This is a genomic window from Haloarcula sp. MBLA0163 (genome assembly GCF_055632435.1).
Map to the genome: position 1 here is coordinate 173,299 of NZ_JBVMVV010000004.1, position 24,163 is coordinate 197,461.

General features: G+C 61.1%; 24 protein-coding genes. 15 read left to right on the forward strand and 9 right to left on the reverse strand.

Translation table 11 applies throughout. The features are described 5' to 3' along the window. Positions 1-601: 601 nt before the first annotated feature. The 5 genes from ACV7GQ_RS19565 to ACV7GQ_RS19585 all read right to left on the reverse strand — a co-directional run bounded on the left by ACV7GQ_RS19565 (position 602) and on the right by ACV7GQ_RS19585 (position 6,636). Positions 602-1,429 (reverse strand): YihY/virulence factor BrkB family protein, encoded by an 828-nt coding sequence (locus ACV7GQ_RS19565; RefSeq protein ID WP_470313353.1) that lies wholly within the window; start codon positions 1,427-1,429, stop codon positions 602-604. 221 nt (positions 1,430-1,650) lie between these two features. Beyond that, positions 1,651-3,087 (reverse strand): dihydrolipoyl dehydrogenase, encoded by a 1,437-nt coding sequence (locus tag ACV7GQ_RS19570; RefSeq protein WP_470313354.1) that lies wholly within the window; start codon positions 3,085-3,087, stop codon positions 1,651-1,653. A gap of 405 nt (positions 3,088-3,492) precedes the next feature. Next, positions 3,493-4,728 carry an FAD-dependent monooxygenase gene (locus ACV7GQ_RS19575; RefSeq protein ID WP_470313355.1) on the reverse strand — a complete coding sequence of 412 codons (1,236 nt, stop codon included), beginning with the start codon at positions 4,726-4,728 and terminating at the stop codon, positions 3,493-3,495. A gap of 134 nt (positions 4,729-4,862) precedes the next feature. Continuing rightward, positions 4,863-5,183 carry a hypothetical protein gene (locus tag ACV7GQ_RS19580; protein WP_470313356.1) on the reverse strand — a complete coding sequence of 107 codons (321 nt, stop codon included), beginning with the start codon at positions 5,181-5,183 and terminating at the stop codon, positions 4,863-4,865. A gap of 112 nt (positions 5,184-5,295) precedes the next feature. Beyond that, on the reverse strand, positions 5,296-6,636 hold the full coding sequence (locus tag ACV7GQ_RS19585; protein ID WP_470313357.1) for a CoA-binding protein: 1,341 nt from the start codon (positions 6,634-6,636) through the stop codon (positions 5,296-5,298). 123 nt (positions 6,637-6,759) lie between these two features. Here ACV7GQ_RS19585 and ACV7GQ_RS19590 point away from each other — a divergent pair, with 123 nt between their 5' ends. Then, a complete protein-coding gene (locus ACV7GQ_RS19590; protein ID WP_470313358.1) occupies positions 6,760-7,203 on the forward strand; it encodes a MaoC family dehydratase in 444 nt (147 codons plus the stop codon). A gap of 84 nt (positions 7,204-7,287) precedes the next feature. Next, positions 7,288-8,634 carry a methyl-accepting chemotaxis protein gene (locus tag ACV7GQ_RS19595; RefSeq protein WP_470313359.1) on the forward strand — a complete coding sequence of 449 codons (1,347 nt, stop codon included), beginning with the start codon at positions 7,288-7,290 and terminating at the stop codon, positions 8,632-8,634. Between the two features lie 3 nt (positions 8,635-8,637). Here the strand turns inward: ACV7GQ_RS19595 and ACV7GQ_RS19600 are convergent, their stop codons facing one another. Continuing rightward, positions 8,638-9,036, reverse strand: a complete 399-nt coding sequence (locus ACV7GQ_RS19600) for a universal stress protein (protein ID WP_470313360.1) — start codon at positions 9,034-9,036, stop codon at positions 8,638-8,640. Between the two features lie 99 nt (positions 9,037-9,135). Here ACV7GQ_RS19600 and ACV7GQ_RS19605 point away from each other — a divergent pair, with 99 nt between their 5' ends. The 3 genes from ACV7GQ_RS19605 (at position 9,136) to ACV7GQ_RS19615 (ending at position 11,277) form a co-directional block, all read left to right on the forward strand. After that, positions 9,136-9,735 carry a GNAT family N-acetyltransferase gene (locus ACV7GQ_RS19605; protein ID WP_470313623.1) on the forward strand — a complete coding sequence of 200 codons (600 nt, stop codon included), beginning with the start codon at positions 9,136-9,138 and terminating at the stop codon, positions 9,733-9,735. Positions 9,736-9,842: 107 nt separating this feature from the next. Continuing rightward, positions 9,843-10,370, forward strand: coding sequence for a gamma carbonic anhydrase family protein (locus ACV7GQ_RS19610; protein WP_470313361.1), 528 nt, complete (start codon positions 9,843-9,845; stop codon positions 10,368-10,370). 139 nt (positions 10,371-10,509) lie between these two features. Then, a complete protein-coding gene (locus ACV7GQ_RS19615; protein WP_470313362.1) occupies positions 10,510-11,277 on the forward strand; it encodes an IclR family transcriptional regulator in 768 nt (255 codons plus the stop codon). Here ACV7GQ_RS19615 and ACV7GQ_RS19620 read toward each other — a convergent pair. Beyond that, the gene (locus ACV7GQ_RS19620) at positions 11,194-12,129 is read right to left on the reverse strand and encodes a UbiA prenyltransferase family protein (protein ID WP_470313363.1); all 936 of its coding nucleotides are present in this window, start codon (positions 12,127-12,129) and stop codon (positions 11,194-11,196) included. The two genes, ACV7GQ_RS19615 and ACV7GQ_RS19620, sit on opposite strands and share 84 nt — an antisense overlap. 107 nt (positions 12,130-12,236) lie before the next feature. On the opposite strand from ACV7GQ_RS19620, the gene ACV7GQ_RS19625 reads away from it, so the two are divergent. Then, positions 12,237-13,784: a class I adenylate-forming enzyme family protein gene (locus ACV7GQ_RS19625; RefSeq protein ID WP_470313364.1), complete on the forward strand. Its 1,548-nt coding sequence runs from the start codon at positions 12,237-12,239 to the stop codon at positions 13,782-13,784. A 1-nt stretch (position 13,785) separates the two neighbouring features. Here ACV7GQ_RS19625 and ACV7GQ_RS19630 read toward each other — a convergent pair whose 3' ends face one another. Beyond that, positions 13,786-15,195: an SLC13 family permease gene (locus tag ACV7GQ_RS19630; protein ID WP_470313365.1), complete on the reverse strand. Its 1,410-nt coding sequence runs from the start codon at positions 15,193-15,195 to the stop codon at positions 13,786-13,788. A 112-nt stretch (positions 15,196-15,307) separates the two neighbouring features. On the opposite strand from ACV7GQ_RS19630, the gene ACV7GQ_RS19635 reads away from it, so the two are divergent. Beyond that, positions 15,308-15,907, forward strand: a complete 600-nt coding sequence (locus ACV7GQ_RS19635; RefSeq protein WP_470313366.1) for an MBL fold metallo-hydrolase — start codon at positions 15,308-15,310, stop codon at positions 15,905-15,907. Between the two features lie 12 nt (positions 15,908-15,919). On the opposite strand, the gene ACV7GQ_RS19640 is transcribed toward ACV7GQ_RS19635, so the two are convergent. Next, a complete protein-coding gene (locus ACV7GQ_RS19640; protein ID WP_470313367.1) occupies positions 15,920-16,669 on the reverse strand; it encodes an ABC transporter ATP-binding protein in 750 nt (249 codons plus the stop codon). 93 nt (positions 16,670-16,762) lie between these two features. Here ACV7GQ_RS19640 and ACV7GQ_RS19645 point away from each other — a divergent pair, with 93 nt between their 5' ends. The 8 genes from ACV7GQ_RS19645 to ACV7GQ_RS19680 all read left to right on the forward strand — a co-directional run bounded on the left by ACV7GQ_RS19645 (position 16,763) and on the right by ACV7GQ_RS19680 (position 24,101). Continuing rightward, positions 16,763-18,139: a CoA-binding protein gene (locus tag ACV7GQ_RS19645; RefSeq protein ID WP_470313368.1), complete on the forward strand. Its 1,377-nt coding sequence runs from the start codon at positions 16,763-16,765 to the stop codon at positions 18,137-18,139. Next, entirely contained in the window at positions 18,132-18,881 is a 750-nt protein-coding gene (locus tag ACV7GQ_RS19650) for an acetate--CoA ligase family protein (protein WP_470313369.1), read from the forward strand. Before ACV7GQ_RS19645 ends, ACV7GQ_RS19650 begins: the two co-directional genes overlap by 8 nt. Continuing rightward, positions 18,878-19,282 carry an acyl-CoA thioesterase gene (locus ACV7GQ_RS19655; RefSeq protein ID WP_470313370.1) on the forward strand — a complete coding sequence of 135 codons (405 nt, stop codon included), beginning with the start codon at positions 18,878-18,880 and terminating at the stop codon, positions 19,280-19,282. Before ACV7GQ_RS19650 ends, ACV7GQ_RS19655 begins: the two co-directional genes overlap by 4 nt. A 69-nt stretch (positions 19,283-19,351) precedes the next feature. Beyond that, positions 19,352-19,522, forward strand: a complete 171-nt coding sequence (locus ACV7GQ_RS19660) for a hypothetical protein (protein ID WP_470313371.1) — start codon at positions 19,352-19,354, stop codon at positions 19,520-19,522. A gap of 150 nt (positions 19,523-19,672) precedes the next feature. After that, the gene (locus tag ACV7GQ_RS19665) at positions 19,673-20,773 is read left to right on the forward strand and encodes a cupin domain-containing protein (protein ID WP_470313372.1); all 1,101 of its coding nucleotides are present in this window, start codon (positions 19,673-19,675) and stop codon (positions 20,771-20,773) included. 118 nt (positions 20,774-20,891) lie between these two features. Next, on the forward strand, positions 20,892-22,136 hold the full coding sequence (locus tag ACV7GQ_RS19670; RefSeq protein WP_470313373.1) for an amino acid ABC transporter substrate-binding protein: 1,245 nt from the start codon (positions 20,892-20,894) through the stop codon (positions 22,134-22,136). Positions 22,137-22,143: 7 nt separating this feature from the next. Further along, entirely contained in the window at positions 22,144-23,025 is an 882-nt protein-coding gene (locus ACV7GQ_RS19675; protein ID WP_470313374.1) for a branched-chain amino acid ABC transporter permease, read from the forward strand. Next, a complete protein-coding gene (locus ACV7GQ_RS19680; protein WP_470313375.1) occupies positions 23,022-24,101 on the forward strand; it encodes a branched-chain amino acid ABC transporter permease in 1,080 nt (359 codons plus the stop codon). Before ACV7GQ_RS19675 ends, ACV7GQ_RS19680 begins: the two co-directional genes overlap by 4 nt. The last annotated feature ends 62 nt before the right edge of the window (positions 24,102-24,163 follow it).

A 24,163-nucleotide genomic window follows, 5' to 3' on the forward strand; every position in this document is an offset into this window, starting at 1 on the left:
CGTTCTCTCGAGAGCGCTCCCCTGAGTACCGAGGAGTTACGTGACTGCTGCCCTGTATCGGCGTGGATATCGCCTACATGATGTCGGTGCAGTAGGACGCACACCTGCGTGTCAGTTCTCCGGCCCAAGAGATGGGACGGATTGATAGCCCCCGTTCCTCACGCGAGGGCCATCGACCCGCCTCGTCTCAGTCCCATCCGTGCACCAGACATCGGGCGAACTGGGAGTCGGACCCCGGTGAGACGAGGGGTGGGAGTCACATGGTCCGTACTGTGTCGGGGTCCGTTCCTTGGTACCACGTGTATGACTGAGTCTGTTCGGGTTCACGCTACAATTGCCATGCCGGGCTCTGTAGTGGATGCTCTTGAACGAGCAAAGACACGACTGGCGTCCGAGAACCACTGTAGTTGCTCGGGCAGAATTGGTCGTCGACCACATGCACGCTCTTGGGTGAGAACACGAGCGGCCGACGACCGTATCGTGAACTTGCACTTTCGATACAAAAACAGTCGGTAGATACCGGTTCATATGGACCTACTTACCCGCAGCCGCGCTCACCAGCAATTCCTTAAGTAGTCTGGCTGATCCTTCTCCGACGGACCTACGACAACGGCGCGTCCGACTCAGACGTGTAATCACCAACTCTCCCGACCGCGATTGCGTTGACGACGGCGCCTAACAGGAGCACGACACCGCTGAAGTACAGCCAGGTGACTAACAGGAGGATGCTCGCGATCAGATTGCCACCGCCACCGCCACTCAGGGAGACGTACAACTGGAACAGTACCTGCAAAACAGCCCAACCGACCGCCCCGACAATCGTCCCTGGAACAACCTCCCGCGGCTCCAAGTCGATGTCCGGAAACAGGTAGTACATCGGAAAGAACGCGACGATGAGACCGATGACGAGTACCAGTGGGACCAGAATCCCGACGAACGGAATGACAGAGAAAAACGCGACGAGACCAGTCGCAACGACCATCGCGATGATCCCGAGCGTGAGGGTGAGAAGCACGAGCAGACTCTTCTTAATCTGTCCGACGAACGACTCCCGGGCGGTCGTCTCGTAGACCTCCGAGAACGCCGTATCGAGGCCGCGGAACACCTTGATGGCACCCCATACGAGCGTGAACACCCCGATTAGAGATGCCCCGATGGTGGATCCGGTCCCGGCCTCGCGCTGCTGTTCGATCATGACCGCTATGACGCCGCCGACCGACGGGGAGACACTGGTAGTGGTCACCTCGATAATTTGTTGCTGTAGGTCGGGCGCGCCGAACACAGAAACCGCGAGGAGAACGAACATCACCAGTGGCACGAGCGATATGAACGCGCTGTAGGCGATACTTCCGGCGAGGAACGTCACGTTCTTCTCGCCGAACACGCGCTTGACTGTCTTCGCCTGCGTGATAGCCGATTTGGTGTTCATAGACCAATTATGTCATTCAAACAATTATAGCCGCAGGACTGGTTTCTGCAATGGGGGTCGGCGAAAATAGTGAAAGAGAGTAAGAACCGGTGTGTCGGCCGCAAACGGAGTATAATCGAAAGTGCAAATCAGTAAAGTCAGCGGGAAATTCGAGAACAGGGGATGTCGGGTTCGACGGTGCGGGGCCAAACTGGGTGAGCATTAGTAGTGCTCACCACGCGCTAGTCGTGTCGGTGGAGGGTCGATCCACCTCGGCTGAACTGTCCGGAAAACGCTCGCTGGACGACTTCAGGGAGTGCAGGGTGGATGTGGACAGATTCCCGGATGTCTCTGACCGTCCCAGATCCTGCTTTCATCGCGACGACGACTTCCTGCACGAGTGTCGACGCATCTGGACCGATAATATGGCACCCGAGAATCGCACCGTCTACGTCGATGAGCACCTTCACGAATCCTTCGGCTTTCATCGCGTCGCCTCGTGCCGTCTCTTCGTACCGATACGTGTTCGTCGCGTACTCCCGTCCCTCGGCCGCCAGGTCCTGTTCGCGCGCACCCACGCCAGCGACTTCGGGCGAGGCGAAGACGGCGAAGGGCATCGCGCTGTAGTCGACGGGTTCGAGGTCTTCACCGAAGAGGTTCCGTACCACTGCCCTGGCTTCGTGGTTGGCGTTGTGTTTCAGTAAATACTCACCGACGATGTCGCCGAGCGCCCAGATCGCGTCCGCGTCTGTCCGGAGGTACTGGTCCGTCTCGACGAATCCTCGTTCGTCGGTCTCGACGCCGGTCGCGTCGAGATTCAGGGTATCAGAGTTCGGTACCCGTCCGGCGGCAACGAGCAACTCGTCACCGGCCACGGTCAGGCTGTCTGCGCCGTCGACGGTACCGGCGTCGTCGCCGTATTCGTACGGTTGTGCTTCAAGCTCGAGTTCTCCGTCGCGTCGGCTGACGGCAGTGGCAGCGTGGCCCGTGTGGACGGTGAATCGGTCCGCGTATCGGTCTGTGAACGCCTCGGCGACTTCCTCGTCAGCTTCGGGCAGGAGTACCGGCCGTCGACCGACGATGGTCACTTCACTCCCGAACGTGCCGAAGAACTGCCCGAGTTCGGCCGCTATGTACCCGCCGCCAACGATGACGAGTCGGTCGGGTAGCTGTTCGAGTTGGAGTGCCTCATCGCTCGTCAGGAACGCCACGTCCTCGATACCGTCGATGTTTGGAATCGCCGGTCTCGATCCAGCGGCGATGAGTACGGTGTCGGCCCGTATCCGAGCGCCAGCGTCGTCACCGCCTGCAATCTCGACGGTTCGTTCGTCGACGAATCTGCCCTCGCCGTCGTATAACTCGTGTTTCGACGACGACTCCAGTCCTCGACGAATCGACGCCGAGTCGGCACGCACCTCCTCATTGACTCCCCTGACGATTTCGGTGAACTCGACCCCCTCGACGGTGGCGTCGATGTGGTACTCCTCTGCGCGTTCGACCGTCTCGAGCACGTCCGCGTGATACAGCAGAAGTTTCGACGGGATACAACCCCTGTTGAGACAGGTCCCGCCGAGTGGCCCCTTCTCCACGACCGCGACCGACTGGCCCCGATTCACTGCGACGTTTGCGACGTCCAGCCCGGACCCGGACCCGATGACCAAGAAATCGAATTCCTCCATGTTCCTGATCAGAGCGGTTGAACCAGTGAGGACAAAGTTACCTTCAAACTACCTTGATGATACCCTTCACAGAGGTAGTTAGCAGCGATTGGCATTATTTCACCCATAAATGATTGCAAATTACATATTTGCCTTCATATTTTGATTTTCTATAATCTATTTTTGCATTCTGTATGTTTATTTCCCCACTGGTGATTAGAATTCTCGATATAGCTCCGTAGCTAAGGACTTACAGCGATAGGCTGGTCTTATTTCTGTCCTCATTTAGTATTGGTTGGAGTTTTCGATAGGCAGACACATATGACGACGACTCTCCACAAAAACAGACCGGTCCACATAAAACCGGACCGGAAGCCCCACGGTAGGTTCGTGACCAGACGAAGGCTGGTCGTGTCTGACACCGTTTCAGTAGTTCCCCGTCGAGACGATAGGTGGTGCGTCGTGAGGACCGTATGGCGCATCGTCAAGGTACTCACCAGCCGGTTCGAAGTAGTCCGCTAGCGACGCGGCAGCTTCCTTCCGGAGCACTGTCGCCGGGTTCTCACCCTGAAGGTACTCCAGAGCCTGCCCCGCCGCGTTGAGGTTGTACTCCGCAGCCTTCTCCCTGCGAGCGGCGTACAGTTCGACCTCGTCCCGAGCAACGGCATCCGTCTGAGCACGGTACGCGACGGCGACGGCAGAGGCGGCCTCGTCGGCGTCGGCGATACCGGAGTTCATCCCACGTGCGCCGAACGGTGCCAGGAGGTGTGCGGCCTCGCCGGCGAGCAGTACGCGTCGGTGCTCGTCGACGAACGTATCGGCCATCACCTGGAGGAACTTGTAACTAGAGACCCATGTCAAGTTGTCTTCGTACTCTTCGCCCATCACTGCGGCGACGAACTCGCGCATCTTCTCGTCGGTGACAAGTTCGTCAGGGTCATCGCCTTCAATACACTGGATATCGAGCCGCCACCCGCCAGTGAACGGGACGAGCATCACGTTACGGCCGCCCACGTCAGGGTCGTCGTAGTGGAACAGACGTTCGAGAGGCCACTGCTCGTCTTCGTCTTCGAGCTCGTCGACGTCGGCGATGATGAAGGAGTTTTTCGATTGGTCGCCCTCGAACTCGGCTCCGATTTCGTCACGGACCGTCGAACCACCGCCGTCGGCACCGACGAGGTAGGGCGTCTCCCACTCCTGGCCATCGGAGGTTTCGACGTGAACCCCTTCAGGGCTGGACTCGACTGTTTCGACAGCACAGTCCCAGTGGATGTCGATACCAGCTTCATCGAGGGCTTCGTGCATGTATTCCTCTGTACGGACCTGAGGGACACTGGTGAAGTGGGGGAACTTCCCGTCACCACCGGGGTTGTCGTATGTCCGTTTGAATACTTCCTTCCCCCGCCAGCAGGTCCGCCGGGTCGGCCAGACGAGTCCTTCCGCTACTAGGTTCTCTCCGAGCCCCGGATGGACTCGTTCGAGAGTATGAAGCGTCGTGCCGTGAACGTAGATGGCGCGGCTCCCAGACCGGTCACGGTCCGCAGAGTCCGCTTCCAGAATCTTCGCTGGCACGCCGCGTGCGTTCAGTGCGAGCGCTGTCGTCATGCCGACTGGGCCCGCACCGGCAATCAACACCGGGCGATCCGCATCAGTGGTGCTCATCGTGTCTGTATGATTCTTGTGACAGGACCCTCATAATTATTGTGGTCGAGTTGGGTCATACGGCCTTTTCAGCCCCTCTAGCGTCGAATATTCGCACAGCTATCGACGGGCGAGCGGTCTCGAACCGATCGGCGTTACAGGCCCAGTTGCGTCTCGACCCAGTGATCGCGCGCGGCGAACACCATCGTCTCCTCGTCCTCGAACGTCGTGGTCTCCGCGACAAACTCGTCCCACGTCCCGTCCGGGACGAGGTCCAGCTCTGCTGCCGAATCGGCATCAGACGGGCTCGCTGCCACCATCTCGTCGAAGTTCTCGAAGTCGGTGTGTTCCTGCATGAACGCCTCGTCGAAGATATCGGTGATTGGTATCTCCTCGTGTTCACCGACGATGTCGCGCGGGTCTGGAAGGTCACCAGCTTCGGCAGCCGCTTCTGCCAGCTCGCTTTCTCGAACCATACAAACGATGATGACTGATGCTACCTAAACGTTTCTGGTGAGTGGTGGAGCAGAGCAGATACGATCGATGGTCTCCGGTTGCTACACTGGGGCCGGCAATGACGTCTGGTCGTCAGCGATAGGAGGCTGACCGAGACACTTCGGCGAGTACGGACGCGGCGTAAGCGCCTCGCTCCGGGGTGTCGAACGTCGCGACGCCGAGTTCCTCCATCCGCTCTCTGTCTTCCGTGAGAGCAGCGTCCGGCCCAGCGACGGTAAACACGACTGGCTTGTCGATATCGTTCGTGAGGCGTTCGAGTTCTTCGACCGGATAGCCGAGCGAGTGCTCGAATATCTCGTAGACGAGGACGATGTCGACGTTATCGTCCCGACCGACCGCGTCAATGACCTCACCGAACTCTGGCATCGGCCGACCCGTGTCGACGGGGTTCTGGTCGTACGTGAACCCTAGCAGAATGTCGTCCAGACGTCCGCGGGTCTCTTCGGTCAAGGCCGGGAAGTTCACGTTTCGTTCCTCCAGATAGTCCGCCATCATGATACCCGGCCCAGCCTGCGCAGTGACGAGACCTACGTTCGGACCGTCGGGTTCCGGACACGTCGCAAGGACGCGACTCGCGTCCAGCAATTCTGTCATCGAATCGGCCATGATGGCACCGGCGTCGGTAAACTCGCGTTCGTAGCGGCCGTACTCCTGGATCGGTGCGGCCGTGTGTGCTTGAACGAACTCCTCCATTCGGTTTCCGGACTTCAGGGCGACGACGGGCGTACTCGCTTCGTTTATGGCATCGACGGTAGGGTCTATTTCGCTGGTTCCCTCGATATGTAGTGCTATCGCGTCCGTCTGGGGGTCGTCGTCCAGAACGGGAATGACATCGTCGAAGTCCGTGTTCACTCGGTTACCGAGACCGTACATTCCCGCTGTCCCGTACCCCTCGCGGTCTAGCTGGAACGTGGCGGTCACGCCCACCCCGCCACTCTGTGCGACGATGGCGACGTCACCGTTCTCTATCTCGTCGAAGCCCGGTACGAAGGAACTGAACACGTTTCTGTGTGGGATGATGTGCCCAGCGGTGTTCGGTCCGAGCACAGAGATGCCAAACTCAGCAGCAGTATGATGGATCTGTTCCTGGAGTTGTTCACCGTCCGGACCGGCTTCGGCGAACCCCCCCGCGAAGACCACTGCGGCCCCGACGCCGGCCTCGCCACACTCTTGCAGTACGTCTGGCGTTGCCGGAGCAGGGACACAACAGAGTGCGAGGTCCGCGTCGGTCTCCGAAACGGAGTCGACGAACTCGTACCCGTAGACTGACCCCTCACCCGAGGGATTGACGGGATACACGGGGCCGTCGAACTCTTTGGCGTTCGCCATGGCGTCGTTACCGAGTTTACCAGCTGTTTCTGAGGCACCGATGACTGCGATGCTGTCCGGGTCGAACAGGTCTGGGAGGCTCATAGGAATAGTTCTCTGGAGCCCTGAATATAATTTTCGACTATGTACTCTGGGAACGGCAGCGGTGAAACGAGACAGTGGCAGCAGCACGCCGGATTTTTGTTCGCCCGCCACATTCAGGAGGATATGCGTTTCTACGACGACATCACGGTCGGCGACGTGCGCCACTCCGAGGAGTTCCAAATCACTAAATCCGACATCATAGAGTTCGGTGAGAAGTACGACCCTCAGCCGTTTCACACGGATGAGGAGGCAGCCAAGGAATCTGTCTTCGGTGGCCTCGTCGCCTCAGGGTGGCAAACTGCTGCTATCTGTATGCGCCTCCACGTCGAGCACAGCGAGGATACAGCCACACAAGCCGGCGTCGGAGTCGACGACCTACGGTGGCGCCACCCACTTCGGCCGGGCGATTCGCTGCGGTTGCGCAGCGAGGTCGTCGACAAGCGACCTTCCGAAAGCGACCCCAGCCGAGGGCTGGTGACCACGTACCACGAAGGGATGAACCAGGACGACCAGGTCGTCATTTCCTACGAAGCGACCGCGATGGTGCGGCGACAGCGCGACGAGTAACCGGGTGGCGGATCCACGAACATCTGACCGTTTCCGGTATGCAATATCTTAACACGAAGGTGTTGACAAGGTCCACTCATCACGATGCCTGCCACCAACGATGCGACTCTTGCGCCAGAGTTGTCGGACGAGATGGACGAAACTGAGCGTATCCGCGCCGAACGCGACCATTGGCGGCATCTCTTCGACCAACTCGCTGCGCGGTTCCCCGAACCTGTCATAGTCGTCGACGGCGACGGCCGATTGACTCACTGGAACGACGAACAGGCGGCATTCATCGGCACGTCGGCACAAGAAGCGCTCGGTCGACCAGCACACGAAGTCGTCGGCACCGACGAGGTGACCGAGACGCTGGCAGAGGAGGTGGCTCGGACCGGCGAGGCAGTCCGGGAGACGGATGTCAGATCAGGCACGCACGATGACGGCAGCGATTGGCACGTTCGGGCAACCGGTGTACCCCTTGTTTCGCCGGACGGTACTGTCGTGGGGTGCTTCGAGTACGTCAGCCGAGTCACAGACCTCGTCGAACAGCGACAGTCGATGCAGCAGGTCCAACGAAAGGTGCAAGAAGAACTCGAGACGTCAGTCACGGATCTAGAATCAGCAGCCGGTCAGGTCGCCGAGAACGCGGCGGAGATAGCAGATATAGCGGAGCAGGAGGCCGAGAACGTGGATGGCGTCGACGATGAGATACAGACGTTGAGCGCGACGACGGAGGAGGTCGCCTCGAGCGTCGAGACCATCAGTACGCAGAGCGACGAGACGGAGACGTTGGCCGAAGACTCCGAGGACGCCACACAGGAACTCCTGGAGACGGTCGAAGCAGTCTCAGATGCGAGCGAACAGATGGCGACCGACGCGACAGAACTAGCGGACCGGATCGCTGAGATAGACGACGTAGTCGCTACTATCGACGACCTCGCAGAACAGATAAACATGCTGGCGCTCAACGCGTCCATCGAGGCCGCTCGCGCAGGTGAAGCGGGCGAAGGGTTCGCCGTCGTCGCCGAGGAGGTCAAAGCCCTTGCCACCGAGTCACAGGAAGAGGCCGACAGAATCGAGGATTTGATCGACTCAGTCTCGGGGATAGCGACGACGACGGTCGATAGCGTAGAGAAGACGACCGAGATGGTGGCCGACATCGAAGCGAAGATACGAGCGGTGAACGATAATCAGGAGCAGATACAGGACTCGATTGCGGACATCGCAACGCAGCTAAACCAGATAGCCGATGCGACCGATAATCAAGCGACCAGCGCGGAGGAGATCACGTCACTCTTAGATAGAACTGTCGAGGGCGTGACGAAGGTCGCCGACGAAGTAGGCGAACTCGCAGCCGCGAACCAACGCCAAACGGCACAGATTGCGCAGATACGTGACAGTGTCGAGTCGCTGGAACGGAATCTCGACGAGGCAGTCGATGCGAGCTGACTGTTACTCGTCCTCGCTCCCGCAGACGAGAACCGGGAGGTGAGTCCCGAGAATCACGTCCTGGGTGACGCTCCCAAACAGCGCTTTACCTGCAGGGGTTCGTTTCCGACCCCCGACGCAGATCTGGTCGACGTCGTACTCCTCGGCGTATTCTAGTATCTCGCCGGCTGGGTCGCCGCTCGACTCGAGGAGTTCGACGGTGACACCTTCGGCTTCGAGGCGGTCCATCGTCTCTCTCACTGCTTCCACTTGATGGACAGATGCTCCCTCGGGATTGTCGTCGAAGACATGTAGCAGGAACGCCTCTGCACCGTCTGCTGTATCGACCATGTCCTCGATGGCGCGTATCTGTGCGTGTGCCTGCGCAAGGTCGTCGTCCAGCGCTACCAGTAATCGTACCATATCAGCTTGTTCAGCACAGATGCCCTTATATCCACTGTGTATTCTCACCCGCACGTGTTCCCACGATATCTGAAATGGGCAGAGATACTAATGTCTGATATGGCTCGAGAAGACACGCGGGCCTGCGATGGTTGGGACAACGGGGAGTGCGTGGGGACGCCGTACTGTCCGCCCCGTTGTCCTCGGTTCACCGACCAGAACTCTGTTCAGGGGCTCGTCCGCCCGCACGGACCAACTGATACAGAAGCACTCGTTGAGATGTATCTCGAACTCGACCCATCGGACAGAACCATGGGTTTGCCGCCAGCAACCGAGAGGAGACTCCGGCGGTGGCTCGACAGATTTATCGACGAAGGTTGGAGCCTCGTCGCCGAAATCGACTCGACGCTCGTCGGACACACCGGTGTGACGCCGGGTGATGATGCAGCGCCGCACATGGTGGTCTTCGTAGCTAACGGGGCACAGGGTCGAGGTATCGGGTCGGAACTTGTGCGTCACCTCGTAGCTCACGCAGCAGACCGAGACCACGATGCACTGACGCTGACAGTCGACGCTGAGAACGACGCTGCCGTATCGGTATACCACAACATTGGGTTCGACGTGGTCGAACATATGGGTGGTGAGCTTGAAATGGAGCTATCACTCGAGGACCCTCTCGTAGAACGTCTACAGCGGCCACCCGCCGAACGAAAGCAGTAGCACTGACCATGGCAGGCTGATACTCAAGGAATGTTGTTCGACAGGAGCGAATATTTGGTTCAGTACAGACACCTATGTTTTAGTAACTGCACGTCGGTCGAATCCGTATGCAGCGCTCCTACGATGGGTCGAGCCCTCGAATCTCGGAAGAAGCGTTCGTCTCGGAGATGGCCTATGCAGTCGGCGACGTGGAAGTCGGTGCACGGTCGAGTATCTGGCCTTTCGTCTGTCTGCGGGGTGACGGCGGTCAGGTGAAGATCGGCGATGAGACCAACGTGCAGGAATTCACCATGGTCCACGGCGCGACAATCGGTGACGAGGTGACAGTCGGCCATGGAGCAGTCGTCGACTACGCAGAGGTGCACGACCACTCGCTGGTCGGAATGGGAAGCGCAGTGATGGGTGGCGCGACCATCGAATCGAACTGTATCGTGGCCGCGAACGCCGTCGTCAAACAGGGTCAGCGAGTACCCGAGGGGCACATGGCCTACGGGGTCCCTGCCGAGACACGCCCACTCAGCGAGGACCAGATAGCACAGATCGGTGCGACCCACGAGAACTACGTAGAGCTGTCAGCCAGATACCGTGGAACTGCGGCCGAAGAGGACCGAGACACCAATCATCGACTAAAATAACATATGTACAGTAGTTAGTATCTGGCGAGGTAGCTGGGGCGGCGGTGTTTTCGACAGTATCGAACAACGGACGTCCAGTCAGTGCTACCTGGCCGCCCATTCAGCAATGCTTAATTGTGATGTATACGTTGTCGACTGTATGGAACAGAGCTCGAAAACCGGAAACGGAATAAAATCCGACGAGACGCTGTTCGCTCTCATCGAAACTCTCCGGGAACACGACGGTGCAGGAGTGACCGAGCTGGCAGATCGGCTCGGTATCGCGAAGAGCACCGTCCACGGCCACCTGACGAGTATGCGTGAGCACGGTTTCGTGGTGAAACGAGGACGGGAGTACCACCTCGGACTGGCGTTCTTCGACTACGGCCAGTACGTGCGAGGGCAGATGGGTATCTTCAGGTCTGGAATGCACGCGGTCGACGAACTCGAGAAAGCGACCGGTGAGATGGCGTGGCTCATCACTCACGAGAACGGGAAGGCGATGTACATCTACGGCCGCGGCGGACAGAACGACATCGACATCAACACTATTCTCGGGACCTGGGCGTATATGCACTGTAACTCGGGTGGGAAGGCAATACTAGCCCACCTGCCCGAGGAGGAGATACACGACATCGTCGACGAACACGGTCTTCCGGCTCGGACTGAGAACACTATCACCACGCGCGAGGCGCTGTTCGAAGAACTGGAACAGGTTCGGGAACAGGGGTACGCACTCAATCGCAGTGAAGACCTCAAAGGCGTGCATGCCATCGGTATCCCGTTGATGTTCGAAGGCGAAATACAGGGGGCACTGAGCATCGCAGGTCCCGCACACCGCCTCTCACAGGAGCGGTGCGAAGGCGAGGTACTCGACCAACTGCGAGCCGCCACCGACGAGATAGAGTTGAATCTGGCCTACCGCTGACGAGTGGACGAGTCTGGTGGTCCAGGTCCAGGCCGCGCAGCGGTCCATGCACAACCCGACGAACAACGACCCGACGAAGGCGTAACTCAGTGCCATTTGAACCCTCACTGCCCATCGAGGCGTCGTGACCAGAGTCCCCACTGCACAACCGCCGGCAGCGAGTGCTGCGAGAGCGGCGAGAGGTGGGAAGACACCCGAGGCGACGAAACCGAGGATGAGGAGCGCAGTGGCGATGAAACAGCCGATGGCGATTCTGTCGGCGCCGGTTTCCCCGGCGAGGACCGGAATCGTCTGTTTCTCCACGGTGCGGTCGAACGCCGCGTCAAGTCGGTCGATGCCGATCTTGATACCGGCCAACAGCATCGCGATACAGAGGGCTGCCGCGACTAAGTCACTCGGGAGTTGCCGAGTCTGCGTAGCGAATCCGCCCACGAGTGTCAGAGCGATGCCGACCGGGTAATCGGCGGTGACTGGGACAGGGTGCCTGTCGAGGTACGGTGCGTGCAGCAGCGCCAGAGAGACTAGTCCGAGGACGGTGCCGACTGCGACGACACCTGCTGTCACCGCCAGCGACCACGCGAGTCCGAGCGAGAGAACGACAGCGACCCCCGTCGCCCAACGGTACGTAGAGACCGAGAGTGACGGCCGTTCCTCACCGCGCACGTGACCGTCCACTAATCCGTCCCGAAGGTGGGCGACGTACAGCGTCGTTCCGACAGCGGCCGCGTGTTGGGCCGCTAGCCAGAGGCTCACGCTCGGGGCTAGCAGAGCCCCGCAGAGCGACGTCGCGACGACTGGCACCATGAACACCGGTCGGACGTGTGCAGCCAGCCCGACGAGCCCCCGTGCCATGGGCCGATTAACCGACGGAGCCACATAAGACACACCGTCCCGGTCACGTCGGTGTAACCAGAACTATTAATACTGCAGTTAGTCTGGTACATCTTAACAGCATCACCATGCTACTCAGAGAGGCATTCGCCCGGACAGTTCGCTGTCATCCGAACGAAAGGGCCATCATCACCGAAGACGGGCAATCGTTCACGTACGCGACGCTCGACGAGCGGAGCACGAGACTGGCGAACGCACTCCAACAGCGGGTCGGTGACGGGCGATGTGCTGTCCTCGCACTCAACGGCCTCCCTGCAGTCGAATCGATGCTCGCCAACAACAAGCGTGGTGTGGGCAGTGTCCAGCTGTCGTATCGCGCGACGGCAGCAGAACTAGAGCGAATGTCTGAGACTGCGTCTGCCCGTGCTCTCGTGTTCGACGACGCCAACGCGGACACGGCGCGTGACCTGCTCGACCGTGGTGGGTTCGAGACGGCGATTCACGCTGGCGACCGTGAGGTCGACCACGAACTCGTCGAATCATACGACTCGGTCATCGACGAGGCGCCTCCTGAGCTCGATTCTTCGCTCCCAGTGGGTGATGAGTGTGGGGTCCTTTACACCAGCGGGACGACCAGTACGCCGAAAGCAGTCCCCTTCGACCAGGAGCAACTGTGGTACGGTGCCATCCAAGTCGTGATGGAACACGGCATCGACGAGACCGACACGGCGCTGTGCACGACACCGTGGTACCACATGGTGACGACCGACGCGTGGCTCTATCCTCACTTCGTCGCGGGCGCGACAGTCGTCCTCCACACCTCGTTCGACCCCAGAGAGGCACTGGAACTCATCGAGGAACACGACGTGAGCGGCCTCCTCGCCGTGCCGACCCAGCTGAAAGCGCTCAACGGCGTCCAGCGCGAGGCGGGCTTCGACGTCGACGAGTTGGAATACATCAGGACTGGGGGGTCCATCGTCAGCGAAGACCTCGTGGAGGAGACGACTGCCCGACTGACGGACGGCGTGTACAACACCTACGGCATGACGGAGGCTGGGCCGGACCTGACGTTCGCTCACCCGAGCGTCCAGGACGACCATCCGGGCACAATCGGCAAGGCCTCGTTCTCGTGGGACCTGCGAGTCGTCGAGACCGCCCCACTAGACGAGAATCCAGACCCCGAAGCAACCGTCGACGCCGGTGAACGTGGAGAGATTATCGCGCGCGGTCCGGGGATGTCCGATGGCTACATAGACAACGACGAGGCCGAATCGAAGACCTACTTCGACGGCTGGCTCCGCACCCGTGACGTGGCAACCGTCGACGAAGACGGCTACCTCTACATCGTCGACCGGGTGGACAACATGATAGTCAGCGGAGGAGAGAACGTCTATCCCGCCGAGGTGGAAGCCACTCTAGAGAGCCATCCAGACATCAAGGAGGTGTGTGTATTCGGCCTCGACGACGAACAGTGGGGGCAGGTCGTCACCGCAGTCGTCGTCACCGAGAGCGATATCTCGGCCTCGGAACTGGACGAGTACTGTTTAGAGACGGATTCGCTGGCGGACTTCAAGCGGCCCAGGGAGTACGCCGTCACCAGCGACCCACTCGCACGGACGGACACAGGGACCGTCATACGGAGCCAGCTAATCGAGGAGCACTTCCCCGACAAGTAGTTCAGAACGCGATCGCGAAAATCGCTATCTGGACCGGCACGAGCAAGAGAAGCGTCGCGAGCGAGCAGACGGTCGCCATCTTCGTCAGTTCCATCGAATCGACCACGTCCAGGCCGAGGATAGCCACGAGCACTGCCGACTGATACGGGAAGAAGTAGGCGTTCAGTGCGACAGCCTCGATCATCGCCACCGGCACGAGCGGGATGCCGGCGCTGGTGGCGAAAGAGACCAAAATGGGGGTGAGGACGCTCGCGACGGCGAGCCCTTCCATCACGAGTGTCAGTGCGAGCGCCGCCACGACAACGACACCGAGTACGAGCGGCAGCGACGGGTCGGCCGGGAGTATCGACAGGAGGCGGTTCGCGGCGAGATCCGTGAACGCCGTCTGTCGTAGTCCCTCAGCGATGGCGAAGATAGCGCCGAGGAAGAAGAGGATGGAGAAATCCGCCTCCCCGGCGGCCTCGGCTCCAACGACACCGATTTGCGGAGCGAACGCCAGCAACGTCACCACGACGGCCCCGAACAGCGGGTGCAAGCCGTGGAGGAAGTCTGTCGCCCAGATGGCGACGCCGAGCAAGAGGAACGCCAGCATCCGACGTTCTCTCGGCGTTGTGGTCACGGTACCGTCCCGCTCTGGTGCGTTCACAGCGTCCGGGTCAGAGGGGCGGTACAGCACGTAGGCGATGCCGACGATGAGCGCGACGCGCCCGAGTCCCATCACCGGACCGAGCCAAAGCGTCCACTCGGTCCACGTAATCGCCGGGCCGCCGCTGGACTCGACGAGACCAGTTACGATGATGTTCGCAAGCGACCCGGTGAGGATACCCGACGAGCCGTAGAACGTCGCGAACAGGGGGCCGAGGAAGATACCGATCTTCGCTCGTCGCTCGTCGAAAAGGTCCCCGAGTGATTGGAGAATCGGAGCGAGTATGAGCACCCTGACCAGTGAGGATGGGACGAGTACTGCGAGTACTAGACTCCCGAACGAGAGGACGAGGAGTAGGTACCGATAGGCCGCGACGGCGTCCGTCGCCACTGCCGCCGGCATCCGATGGAGGGCCAGTCGCTCGACGAGGTCCGCCAGCCCGCTCTGACGGGCGGCCTCGCCGATGAGGATACCGACGACGACCAGCCAGGTCGCTGGGGATTGGAACCCCGTCAACGCGAGGTCCGTCGAGAACGTGACGCCGATGAGACCAACGCCAAGCAGTGCCGTGAACCACGGTTTGACTGGGGTCCCGACCCAGAGAGCGACGCAGAAGACAGTGATTCCGAGCATCCGTGCTGCGCCGGCAGGGAGCGGGGCGAACCGGAGGACCGCTCCCGTGGCGAGCAGTCCGACCGGCACTGACAGCCACGCCGGGTCGACACCACGGAAGACGGCCGCGCGACTCGCAGTTTCGTCCGACATTCTGGGTATCGAGTGTCACACCATCGACCACTATCAGACTATCGGTGGCGAAAGAGGCTTGCAGGTGCCGGACCAGTCTTCGAGTGGAATGCCGACAGAAATAGCACCGGATGTGTACGACATCACTGTCAAGACTGTCCCGGACGCGCGCTATCGGGTCTTCCTGTTCGATGGCGAGACGCCGACACTAGTCGACGCCGGGTTCGAAGACACCGTCGACGTCGTTGTCGACGCACTCGACGGCCTCGGGGTGGTTCCCGAGCGTATCGTCATCACGCACGGTGATCCCGATCACATCGGTGGCCTCACAGGCCTCGTCGAACGATACAGCCTCGAGACGTGGGTCCCCGAGGATGTCGAGGCGGAGGTAGCTGTCGACCACCGATACGCCGATGGCGACCTCGTCGGACCGTTCACCGCCGTCCACGTCCCCGGCCACACACCGTCACACCACGCACTCGTCGACGAGGCAGCTGGTATCGCGGTGTTGGGTGACGCCCTGTTCGGGTCTGATTCACGCGGCCTCCCACCGGGGTACTTCGTTCTCCCGACGGCGTTCTACTCGGCAGACGTGGCAGCCGCCGACGAGAACCTCGAACGGTTGTTAGGCTACGAGTTCGATGTGGGACTCGTGTATCACGGGTCCAACGTCACGGAGAACGCAAGTGAGAAGATACGGTCGTTCGTCGAGTTCGCCGGGAAACCGTCGTAACGATCGGGATCGTTAGTCGCCGGTCACGGCGTTCGAGAGGTCCTCGTTGGCGTGTTCGCCCAGATACGCCTCTATGACCTCGTCGTCGTTCTGAATCTGGTCGGGTGTTCCCTCGGCGATGAGGCGACCGTTGTTCAGCACCATCACTCGCTCGCTGACGGTCATCAGCGCCCGCATCACGTGGTCGATGAGGAAGACAGTCTTCCCCTCGTCTTTGATGTCGCCGATGAGTTCGACGATGTCCTCTGTCTCTTCAGGGTCGAGTCCACCGGCCACCTCGTCGAAGAGGACGAGTTCGGGGTCGGTCGCCAGCACTCGCGCGATCTCGAGCCGTTTCAGTTGGCCGACACTCAGTTCGTCCGGTTCACTGTACTGGAGGTCAGCCAGGTCCACGAATTCCAGCATCTCGCGGGCTCGTCCACGTACGTCGTCGAACTCTCGGCCACCGAACTCAGCGCCCACAGCTACGTTCTCAAGCAGCGTCATGCTCTCGAACGGTCGGACGATCTGATGGGTCTTCGCGAGGCCACGGTGACAGATTTCGTGCGGGGCGTGTCCCGTAATCTCCTCGTCGTCGAAGAAGACTCGACCCTCGGTCGGTTCGTGGACTCCGGTTACGGTCCGGAACAGTGTGGACTTCCCCGCACCGTTCGGGCCGATGAGTCCGACGGCCTCGCCGCGCTCTACGGAGAAGGAGACGTCGTCGATAGCCACGACGCCGCCGAACTTCTTCGTGAGATTCTGCCCTTCGAGTAGCGCCATTGGGAGTTCGTACCTTATCCACTCAGATAAACCTACCCCTGTCACTTCGTATCGAGGGAAAACGCTTTGAGCCAGTTGCGAGAAGTGGATACCGTGACTCTGAGACAGATGTTCGACCCGTCGGCTGTGGCCGTCGTCGGCGCCTCTACCACAGAAGGCAAGATAGGCTACGAGGCGATGGCGAACGCCACCGAGTTCGACGGACCGGTGTATCCGGTGAACCCGTCCAGCGAGGGGCGTCTGTTCGGCAGGGCGTTCGTCGCCTCTGTGACCGACATCGACGACGAGGTCGACCTTGCGCTCTGTTGTGTCCCCGGCCCGGCGACGCCGGACGTTCTCGCGGAGTGCGGCGAGGCCGGTATCGGAGCGGCGGTCATCTACGCCGGTGGGTTCGCAGAGGCGGGCGAGGAGGGCGAGCGATTACAGGCCTCGGTCGTCGAGACGGCAGATCGACACGACATCTCGTTGCTTGGTCCGAACACGAGCGGGTTCGTCGTTCCGGAGACGGACCTCCTGTGTTCGTTCGCCAGCGGCGCCGAGAAGCTACCGGCGGGCAACACCGCCGTCGTCGCGCAGAGCGGAGGTGTCGCGCACGCGCTGGCCTTCCAGTCTCGGAGACAGGGGCGCGGTGTCTCCGCGATGGTCGGCCTCGGCAACCGCGCTAACGTCGGGTTCACCGAGACTATCGAGTACTTCGACGAGGACGAACGGACCGACGCAATCGTCCTCCACGTCGAAGGGACGGACGACGGACGCGCCCTGTTAGAGGCCTGTCGTAGCAGCAGTACGCCGGTCGTCGCCTACAAGGTGGGTCAGTCGGACGTGGGTGCGTTCGCCGAATCGCACACTGGGGCTCTCACCGGAGATCACGAACTGTACGCCGCCGGCTTCGCTCAGTACGGCGTGCCGACGGTGGACGCGACCGACGACCTACTGGACGCGGCCGCGGCACTGGGGAATTCGCCAGTACCGGACGGCCCGAACGTCGGCGTTGTCACGGCACAGGCTGGGCCCGGCATCATCATCACCGACCGAATCCAGCGAGGCGGCGGCCAGCTACCCGAACTATCACCCGAGACCCGTGACCGGGTGGAGGATATCTTACCTGGAGTAACCTACACCGACAATCCGGTCGACACGGGCCGTCCGATGCCGGCGTTCGGTGACGTCGTGACCACAGTCGCCGAGGACGACGCCATCGACATCGTGCTGGTCTACGAACTGTACGAACAGGCCATGGGACTCCCTGTCGAGGCCCTCGACGGCCTCGCAGAACGGGTCGACAAGCCGGTCCTGTTCGCCACCGACGGTATAGAGGAAGACATGGCCGAAGATGAATCGGCGCTGGCCGACATCGGCGTACCGATGTTCGAGACACCGGAAAGAGCGGCCGACGCCGCCGCCGTCCTCGCCCGCTACGCTGGACTGCGGGAGCCCGTCGGAGACACTGAGGTGGTCGCCGATGACTGAGGACCCAGTCGCTGCTGCTCGCGCGGACGGGCGACACACACTCACAGAAGCCGAAGGGAAACGATTGCTCAGAGACGTGGGTCTGGAGACTCCATCGTTCGCGGTTTGTGAGAGCGTGGACGAGGCCGTCGGGGCAGCCGAGGAAATCGGGTACCCGATCGTCGTGAAGGTGTCCTCACCGTCGGTGACACACAAGAGCGAGTGGGCCGATGGCGCTGGCGTCACAATCGGCGTCACGTCTGCCGAAGGTGTTCGCTCCGCCGCGAAGCGGATCTTCGAAGCGGCCACTGAGCGGTCTATCGAGGCGGACGTCCTCGTCGAAGCAGCATTCGACGTCGACGCTGGCACCGAGGTCATCGTCGGAGGATTGCGCGACCCTTCGTTCGGGCCAGTGGTCCTCACGGGATTGGGGGGCGTGTTTACCGAAGTGTTCGAAGATACGAGCCACCGTATCGCGCCAATCAGCCACGCAGAAGCGAAGGCGGCTATTGAGGAACTACAAGCTGCGGAGCTGCTCGAGGGGTATCGAGGGAGCGAACCGGCGGATGTGGACGCACTCGCCGACGTCGTGGCGAGCGTGGGGGACCTCGTAACAGAGTACCCCATCGCGGAGCTCGACGTCAATCCAGTGCTCGTGTCCGCAGACGGTGCCGTCGCATTGGACGCGCTCGTCGTTCTCGAGGCGGAGGCCACAGGGGACGCGGCAGTTGGGACAGAGGCAGAAGCAGGGGTAGACCGATGAGCTACGAACGCGTCTGGACAGTCCGGTTCTCCGACTCGGACCCGTTCGGCATTGCGCACTATCCCCGCATCGTCGACGCCCTCCACGAGACGTCGGACATGTTCATGCAAGAGATCGACTATCCGTTCTGGGAGATCTCACAGGACCACGGTTTCGGCCTCCCACTGGTCGAGATAGACTTCGAGTTCGAGTCGCCCGTCGAGGCCGGCGACGATGTGACGATCGCGCTGACTCCTGATGTAGGTGACCGAAGCGTCAGATTCGATTATTCCGCGACCTGTGACGGGGCGGTTGCATTCGAGGGGTACGAACAGCGAGTGTGTGCCGAACACGGTGGCGGCGGTGCAATCGAGGTACCCGACGGGCTTCGAGACGCGATGGCGGCCTATGCCGAACAGTGACCGACGGTGTCGAAAGTAAGGTTTCGAGGTAGCGAAGCGTTTTTATCGATTCCCCAACGTTGTATCGATATGGCGGAATTCGAGAACCCGTACGCTGAGGAAGACCCGTTCGTGGAAGCGCATTTCGACTGCTTGGACTGCGGCGGGAAACTCTGGGAATACGCCATTCAAAGACAGATGGTGTGCGAGGACTGCCGGTCGGTGTTCTCGTCCGCCGATGTCTTCGAAGTGCAGGTGTAGCTTCGGACTCGAGGGACGTGGACCGACGACGCCGGCGCTGCCCAGAGATAGCTATGCGCCCCGAAACGCCGTTTGAAGCCTTTTCAAGCCCGCTCCGTGGTGTTTGTCCAGTACACTTATGATGGTGGTGTGCTAACGTGTTGATACACTATGGCCCAGACAGAGCCAGATGAACAGGAGCTAGAGGAGCAACTCGAGTTGAGTTCCGACACACGGAGCATCCTCGAGAAGCACAACCTCCGTCCGCTGTGGGAAGTAGAGGACGACTTCGGGAACACCATCGACGACCTGGAAGCGGACATCTGGAAGTGGGAAGATATCCAGGCGGCAATCGACGGCGTCGAAGACGACGTCCCTATCGCCGACCTGCCTCCGGGTTTCCAACGGCGGGTGGCGGTACCCATCAACGCATCGTTCGGCAACGCAATCTCCAACACGATATACGTCGGCGTCCAGACCGTCTCGCCCGGCGAGACAGCGCCCTCCCACCGCCACGGAGCGAACGCGCTCCGGTTCACTATCGACGGTAGTGAGGACATGAAGACCGTCGTCGCGGGCGAAGAGTTCCCGATGCAGGACAACGACCTGATCACGACCCCCCAGTGGGAATGGCACGACCACGTCAACGACTCGGACGAGACGGCGGCGTGGCTGGACGTCCTCGACCTGCCGCTCGTACTGGACTCGCTGAACGCTCGGAACACGTTCGAGAACCACGAACTCGAACGCCAACCAGTCACCAAGACGCAAGGCTACTGGGACTCTCAGTACGGCCGCGGCCGCCCGGAAGGCGAGGCGAAAGACGGGAGCATTCCCGGCCCGTTCGAGGGCATCCGAGAGGCGACACCCCCGTACCGCTTCAAGTGGTCGGAGATGGTCCAGTCGCTTCACCAGCGGGCCGAGAACGACGAGCCTGACCCCTACGACGGGTACAGCCTCTCGTACGTCAACCCCGCGACCGGGTCGCCGCCGCTGTTCCCGACGATGTCCTTCCGTGCTCAACTGCTGCAGGAGGCCACCGACGCACACTTCCACAACGCGACGGAGGTCTACTTCGTCGTCGAGGGAGACGGTGCGACCCACGTCGACGGCGAGGCGCTCGAGTGGAGTGAGCGAGACATCTTCGTGGTCCCGCCGGATGCGACTCATCACCACGAACCCGACGACGGGGAGGCCATCTTGCTCGGGATGACTGACCGACCGGTGTTCGAGGCGATGAACTTCTACGCCGAGGCTAGTCCCTCGTCGTAGCAGCAGAATCGGTCGGCCGACTCAGTCTCTGAACGCGCTCGTACCCCTTTCCGGTATGACATTCCCCCCGCAATAACGGGTATCTTTATAATCTATCATCTATATCAGCCTATACGGTATGGTCAACGACGATAACCCAGTCACACGTCGGTCGTATCTCAAAGGAACTGCCGGTGCTGCCGCGATGGCCGGTCTCGCTGGATGTGCATTCGGTGGCGGGGGTGGAGGTGGAGACGAAACGCTGACGATAGCGGGGACGATCCCGGAGACGGGCGCATTCTCCTCGCTCGGTCAGGACCTCCGGCGTGGCTACGAACTCGGCCAGGCCAGGATGAACGAACAGCTCGACCGAGACGTCGAACTCATCCTGCAGGACGACGAGAGTGACGCCCAGACGCTCCGACAGAACCTCCAGCAGATGACGAGTAACAACGACGTCGACATGATCTGGGGGAGTTTCTCCAGTCTGCTGGTTACCGCAGGGAGCGCCTTCGCTGAGAACCAGAACCTCCCGTTCCTCGGCATCGCCTTCGCGTACGAGGCACCCCACCGCAACGACAATTACGAGTGGACGTACGCACCGTTCCCGAAGTCCCGTGACGTCGCTCGGTCGACGCTCGGGACGCTTGAACTCATCCCGGAGGGCAACCGACCGAACCGGGTCGGTATCTGGGAACCGAACTCGGGGTGGGGTAAGGAGCAAGCTGACTACTGGCAGGAGACTCTCAGCAACGAGGGGTACGACATCGTCCTGCGTGAGACGTTCGAAATCGGGTCACAGGACTTCTCTACGCTCATCAGCCAGTCACAGAGTGCTGACGTCGAAGTCTTGCTGTCGAATCCGACACCTGGCGGCGGTATCACGGCGGTCAACCAGATGCAATCGAACAACTGGTCCCCGAAGATGCTCAAGTTTGTCCGCGGAGCCGACCCGTCGGCATGGTGGTCGGCGCTCAGTGACGCCGGCGCGTACGCTCTGATGTGCCCGGGCTGGGTCCCAGGCCTGACGGGCAACGGCAACCAGCGTCTTCGGGAGTCCTACATGAGCGAGTACGACACAGAGAGTCAGTACATGCCGGTCAACGTCGGTGGCTCCTACAACCTCACGCAGGTCGCCTTGCAAGCTGTGCAGGCCGCCGGCTCGACCGAGGCAGACGCCATCCAGAGCGCACTTCGTAGCGAGACGTTCCAGACGGTTATCGGCGAGTTCGGCTTCGAGGACAACGGCCTCCCGGCCGAGGGCGACCTGACCGCACCGACCGGACAGTGGTGGGAGGGTGCCCAGCGACTGGCCTACCCGAACACTGACTCCCAGCGCTCCCTCGAGTTCAAGTACCCGATCCCACCGTGGAGCGAGCGCTGAGCCACACATGGTAGCTGGCGAACTCGTCTCACAGTCGATTGTCAACGGGATACTGCTGGGGGGTATCTACGCCGTCGCAGCGCTTGGTCTGTCGCTCGTGTTCGGTATCATGGACATCGTGAACCTCGCGCACGGGCACATGCTGATGGTGGGGGCGTACGTCGCTATCCTGGCGTTCGCAGCGACTGGCATCACACCCCTGGTGGGGATGTTCATCGCCATGGGGTTGCTGTTCGTCCTCGGAATCGTCCTCCAGAAGGTGCTGTTGAAGCACGTGGTCGGCGAGGGGATCGAACAACCCATCATCGTGTTGTTCGGTCTCGCGTTGATACTCCAGAACATCGGTCAGCTCGTGCTGGGTGGTGACGCCCGGACGGCCGACCTCGGCATCCCCGGTGACGGTATCAACCTCGGGTTCGCCTTCCTCTCTCTGCCTCGGACAGTGACGTTCGTCGTCGCCGTCGTCCTCATCGGTGCGACGTGGGCCTTCCTGCAGTACACCAAGACGGGGCAGGCGATCCGTGCGACGGCACAGAATCGGACCGCGGCCCGATACATGGGCATCGACACCGACCGGATCTACATCATCACGCTCGGTATCGGCACAGCACTGGCCGGTGCGGCCGGCGCGTTGCTCTCGATGCTGTTCCCGATCAACCCCTTCGTCGGCTGGTCGTACCTGCTGAAGGCGTTCGCCGTCGTAGTGCTGGGCGGGGTCGGGAGCATCCTCGGGACACTCGTCGGGGGCGTCATCCTCGGTGTCTCCGAGAACCTCGGCGCCCTGTACCTCGGCGGCGGGTATCGTAACGTCGTGAGTCTGCTCATCTTCCTCGGTGTGTTGCTACTCAAACCCGAGGGTCTGTTCGGGAGCGGAGGTGGTGGTGAGTGAGCTTCCTCGAACGGCATCCCGAAGAACCGCTGCTCGCGAACCGACGCCTGCAGGCCCTCATCGGCGTGGTGATGGTGGCACTACTGGCGGTTCCGTTCGTCACGACGGACGCGCTGACCGGCCTCATACTCACCGGACTCGTGTTCGTGATGCTCGGCGTCTCGTGGAACCTGCTCGCGGGGTATGCAGGACAGATTTCGCTGGGACACGCTGCGTTCTTCGGCATGGGCGCGTTCGTCGCCGCGTGGCTTACCACACCCTCTGCAGCGGGGTTCCCGGCGTCGATACAGCTCCCGATACTGGTCGCCGTGGTCGTCGGAGGTGTGGCCGCCGCGCTCATCGCGCTGGTAATCGGCCCTATCATCTTCCGACTCAGTGGCCACTACTTCGCCATCGGGACCTTGGCATTGGCGGCGGTCATCGAACTGGTGATGCTTGACCAACGGTCGCTGACCGGTGGCTCGACCGGCTACTACGTCCAGGGCGATCTCGCGATCAACGAGTTCGTCGGGCACGGGGACGTGATGTTCCTATTGACGCTCGTCGCGACGGTGCTTACGATCGCAGTGACCTACCGTATCGTCCGCGGTGCGGGTGGCCTCGGCATGAAAGCAATCCACGACGACGAGGAAGCCGCGAGCACCCTCGGCGTCAATCCGCTGAAGTACAAGATGTATGCCTTCGTGGTGTCCTCGTTCTTCGCCGGACTGGCAGGCGGCCTCTACGGGCACTACACGCTGTACATCAACCCAGAATCGACGCTCGCAGTGACGTGGACGATCGACTCCCTCGTCATCGTCATCCTCGGCGGGATGGGTACGTTCGCAGGCCCGATCCTCGGTTCAGCACTGTTCCTCCTTCTCGACACTGGGCTGGCCGCTATCGTCGGGAGCATCGCGACCACCATCGAGGGCGTGCTGATCATCCTGTTCATCATCTTCCTCCCACAGGGACTGTACGGTCTCGCGGAGGACTACCTCATCACCGACGTCGGCAGAGGCGGTGCGTCGGCGGCCCCGCAATCCGGAGAATCGACACCCGGAGCGGATCCAGACGTGGTCAGCGACGAGGATTGAGTGGGCGCGCTCACTCTTTTCGGCATCGCACCGACGAAAACGCAGTGGGATTCTGTGCGCGC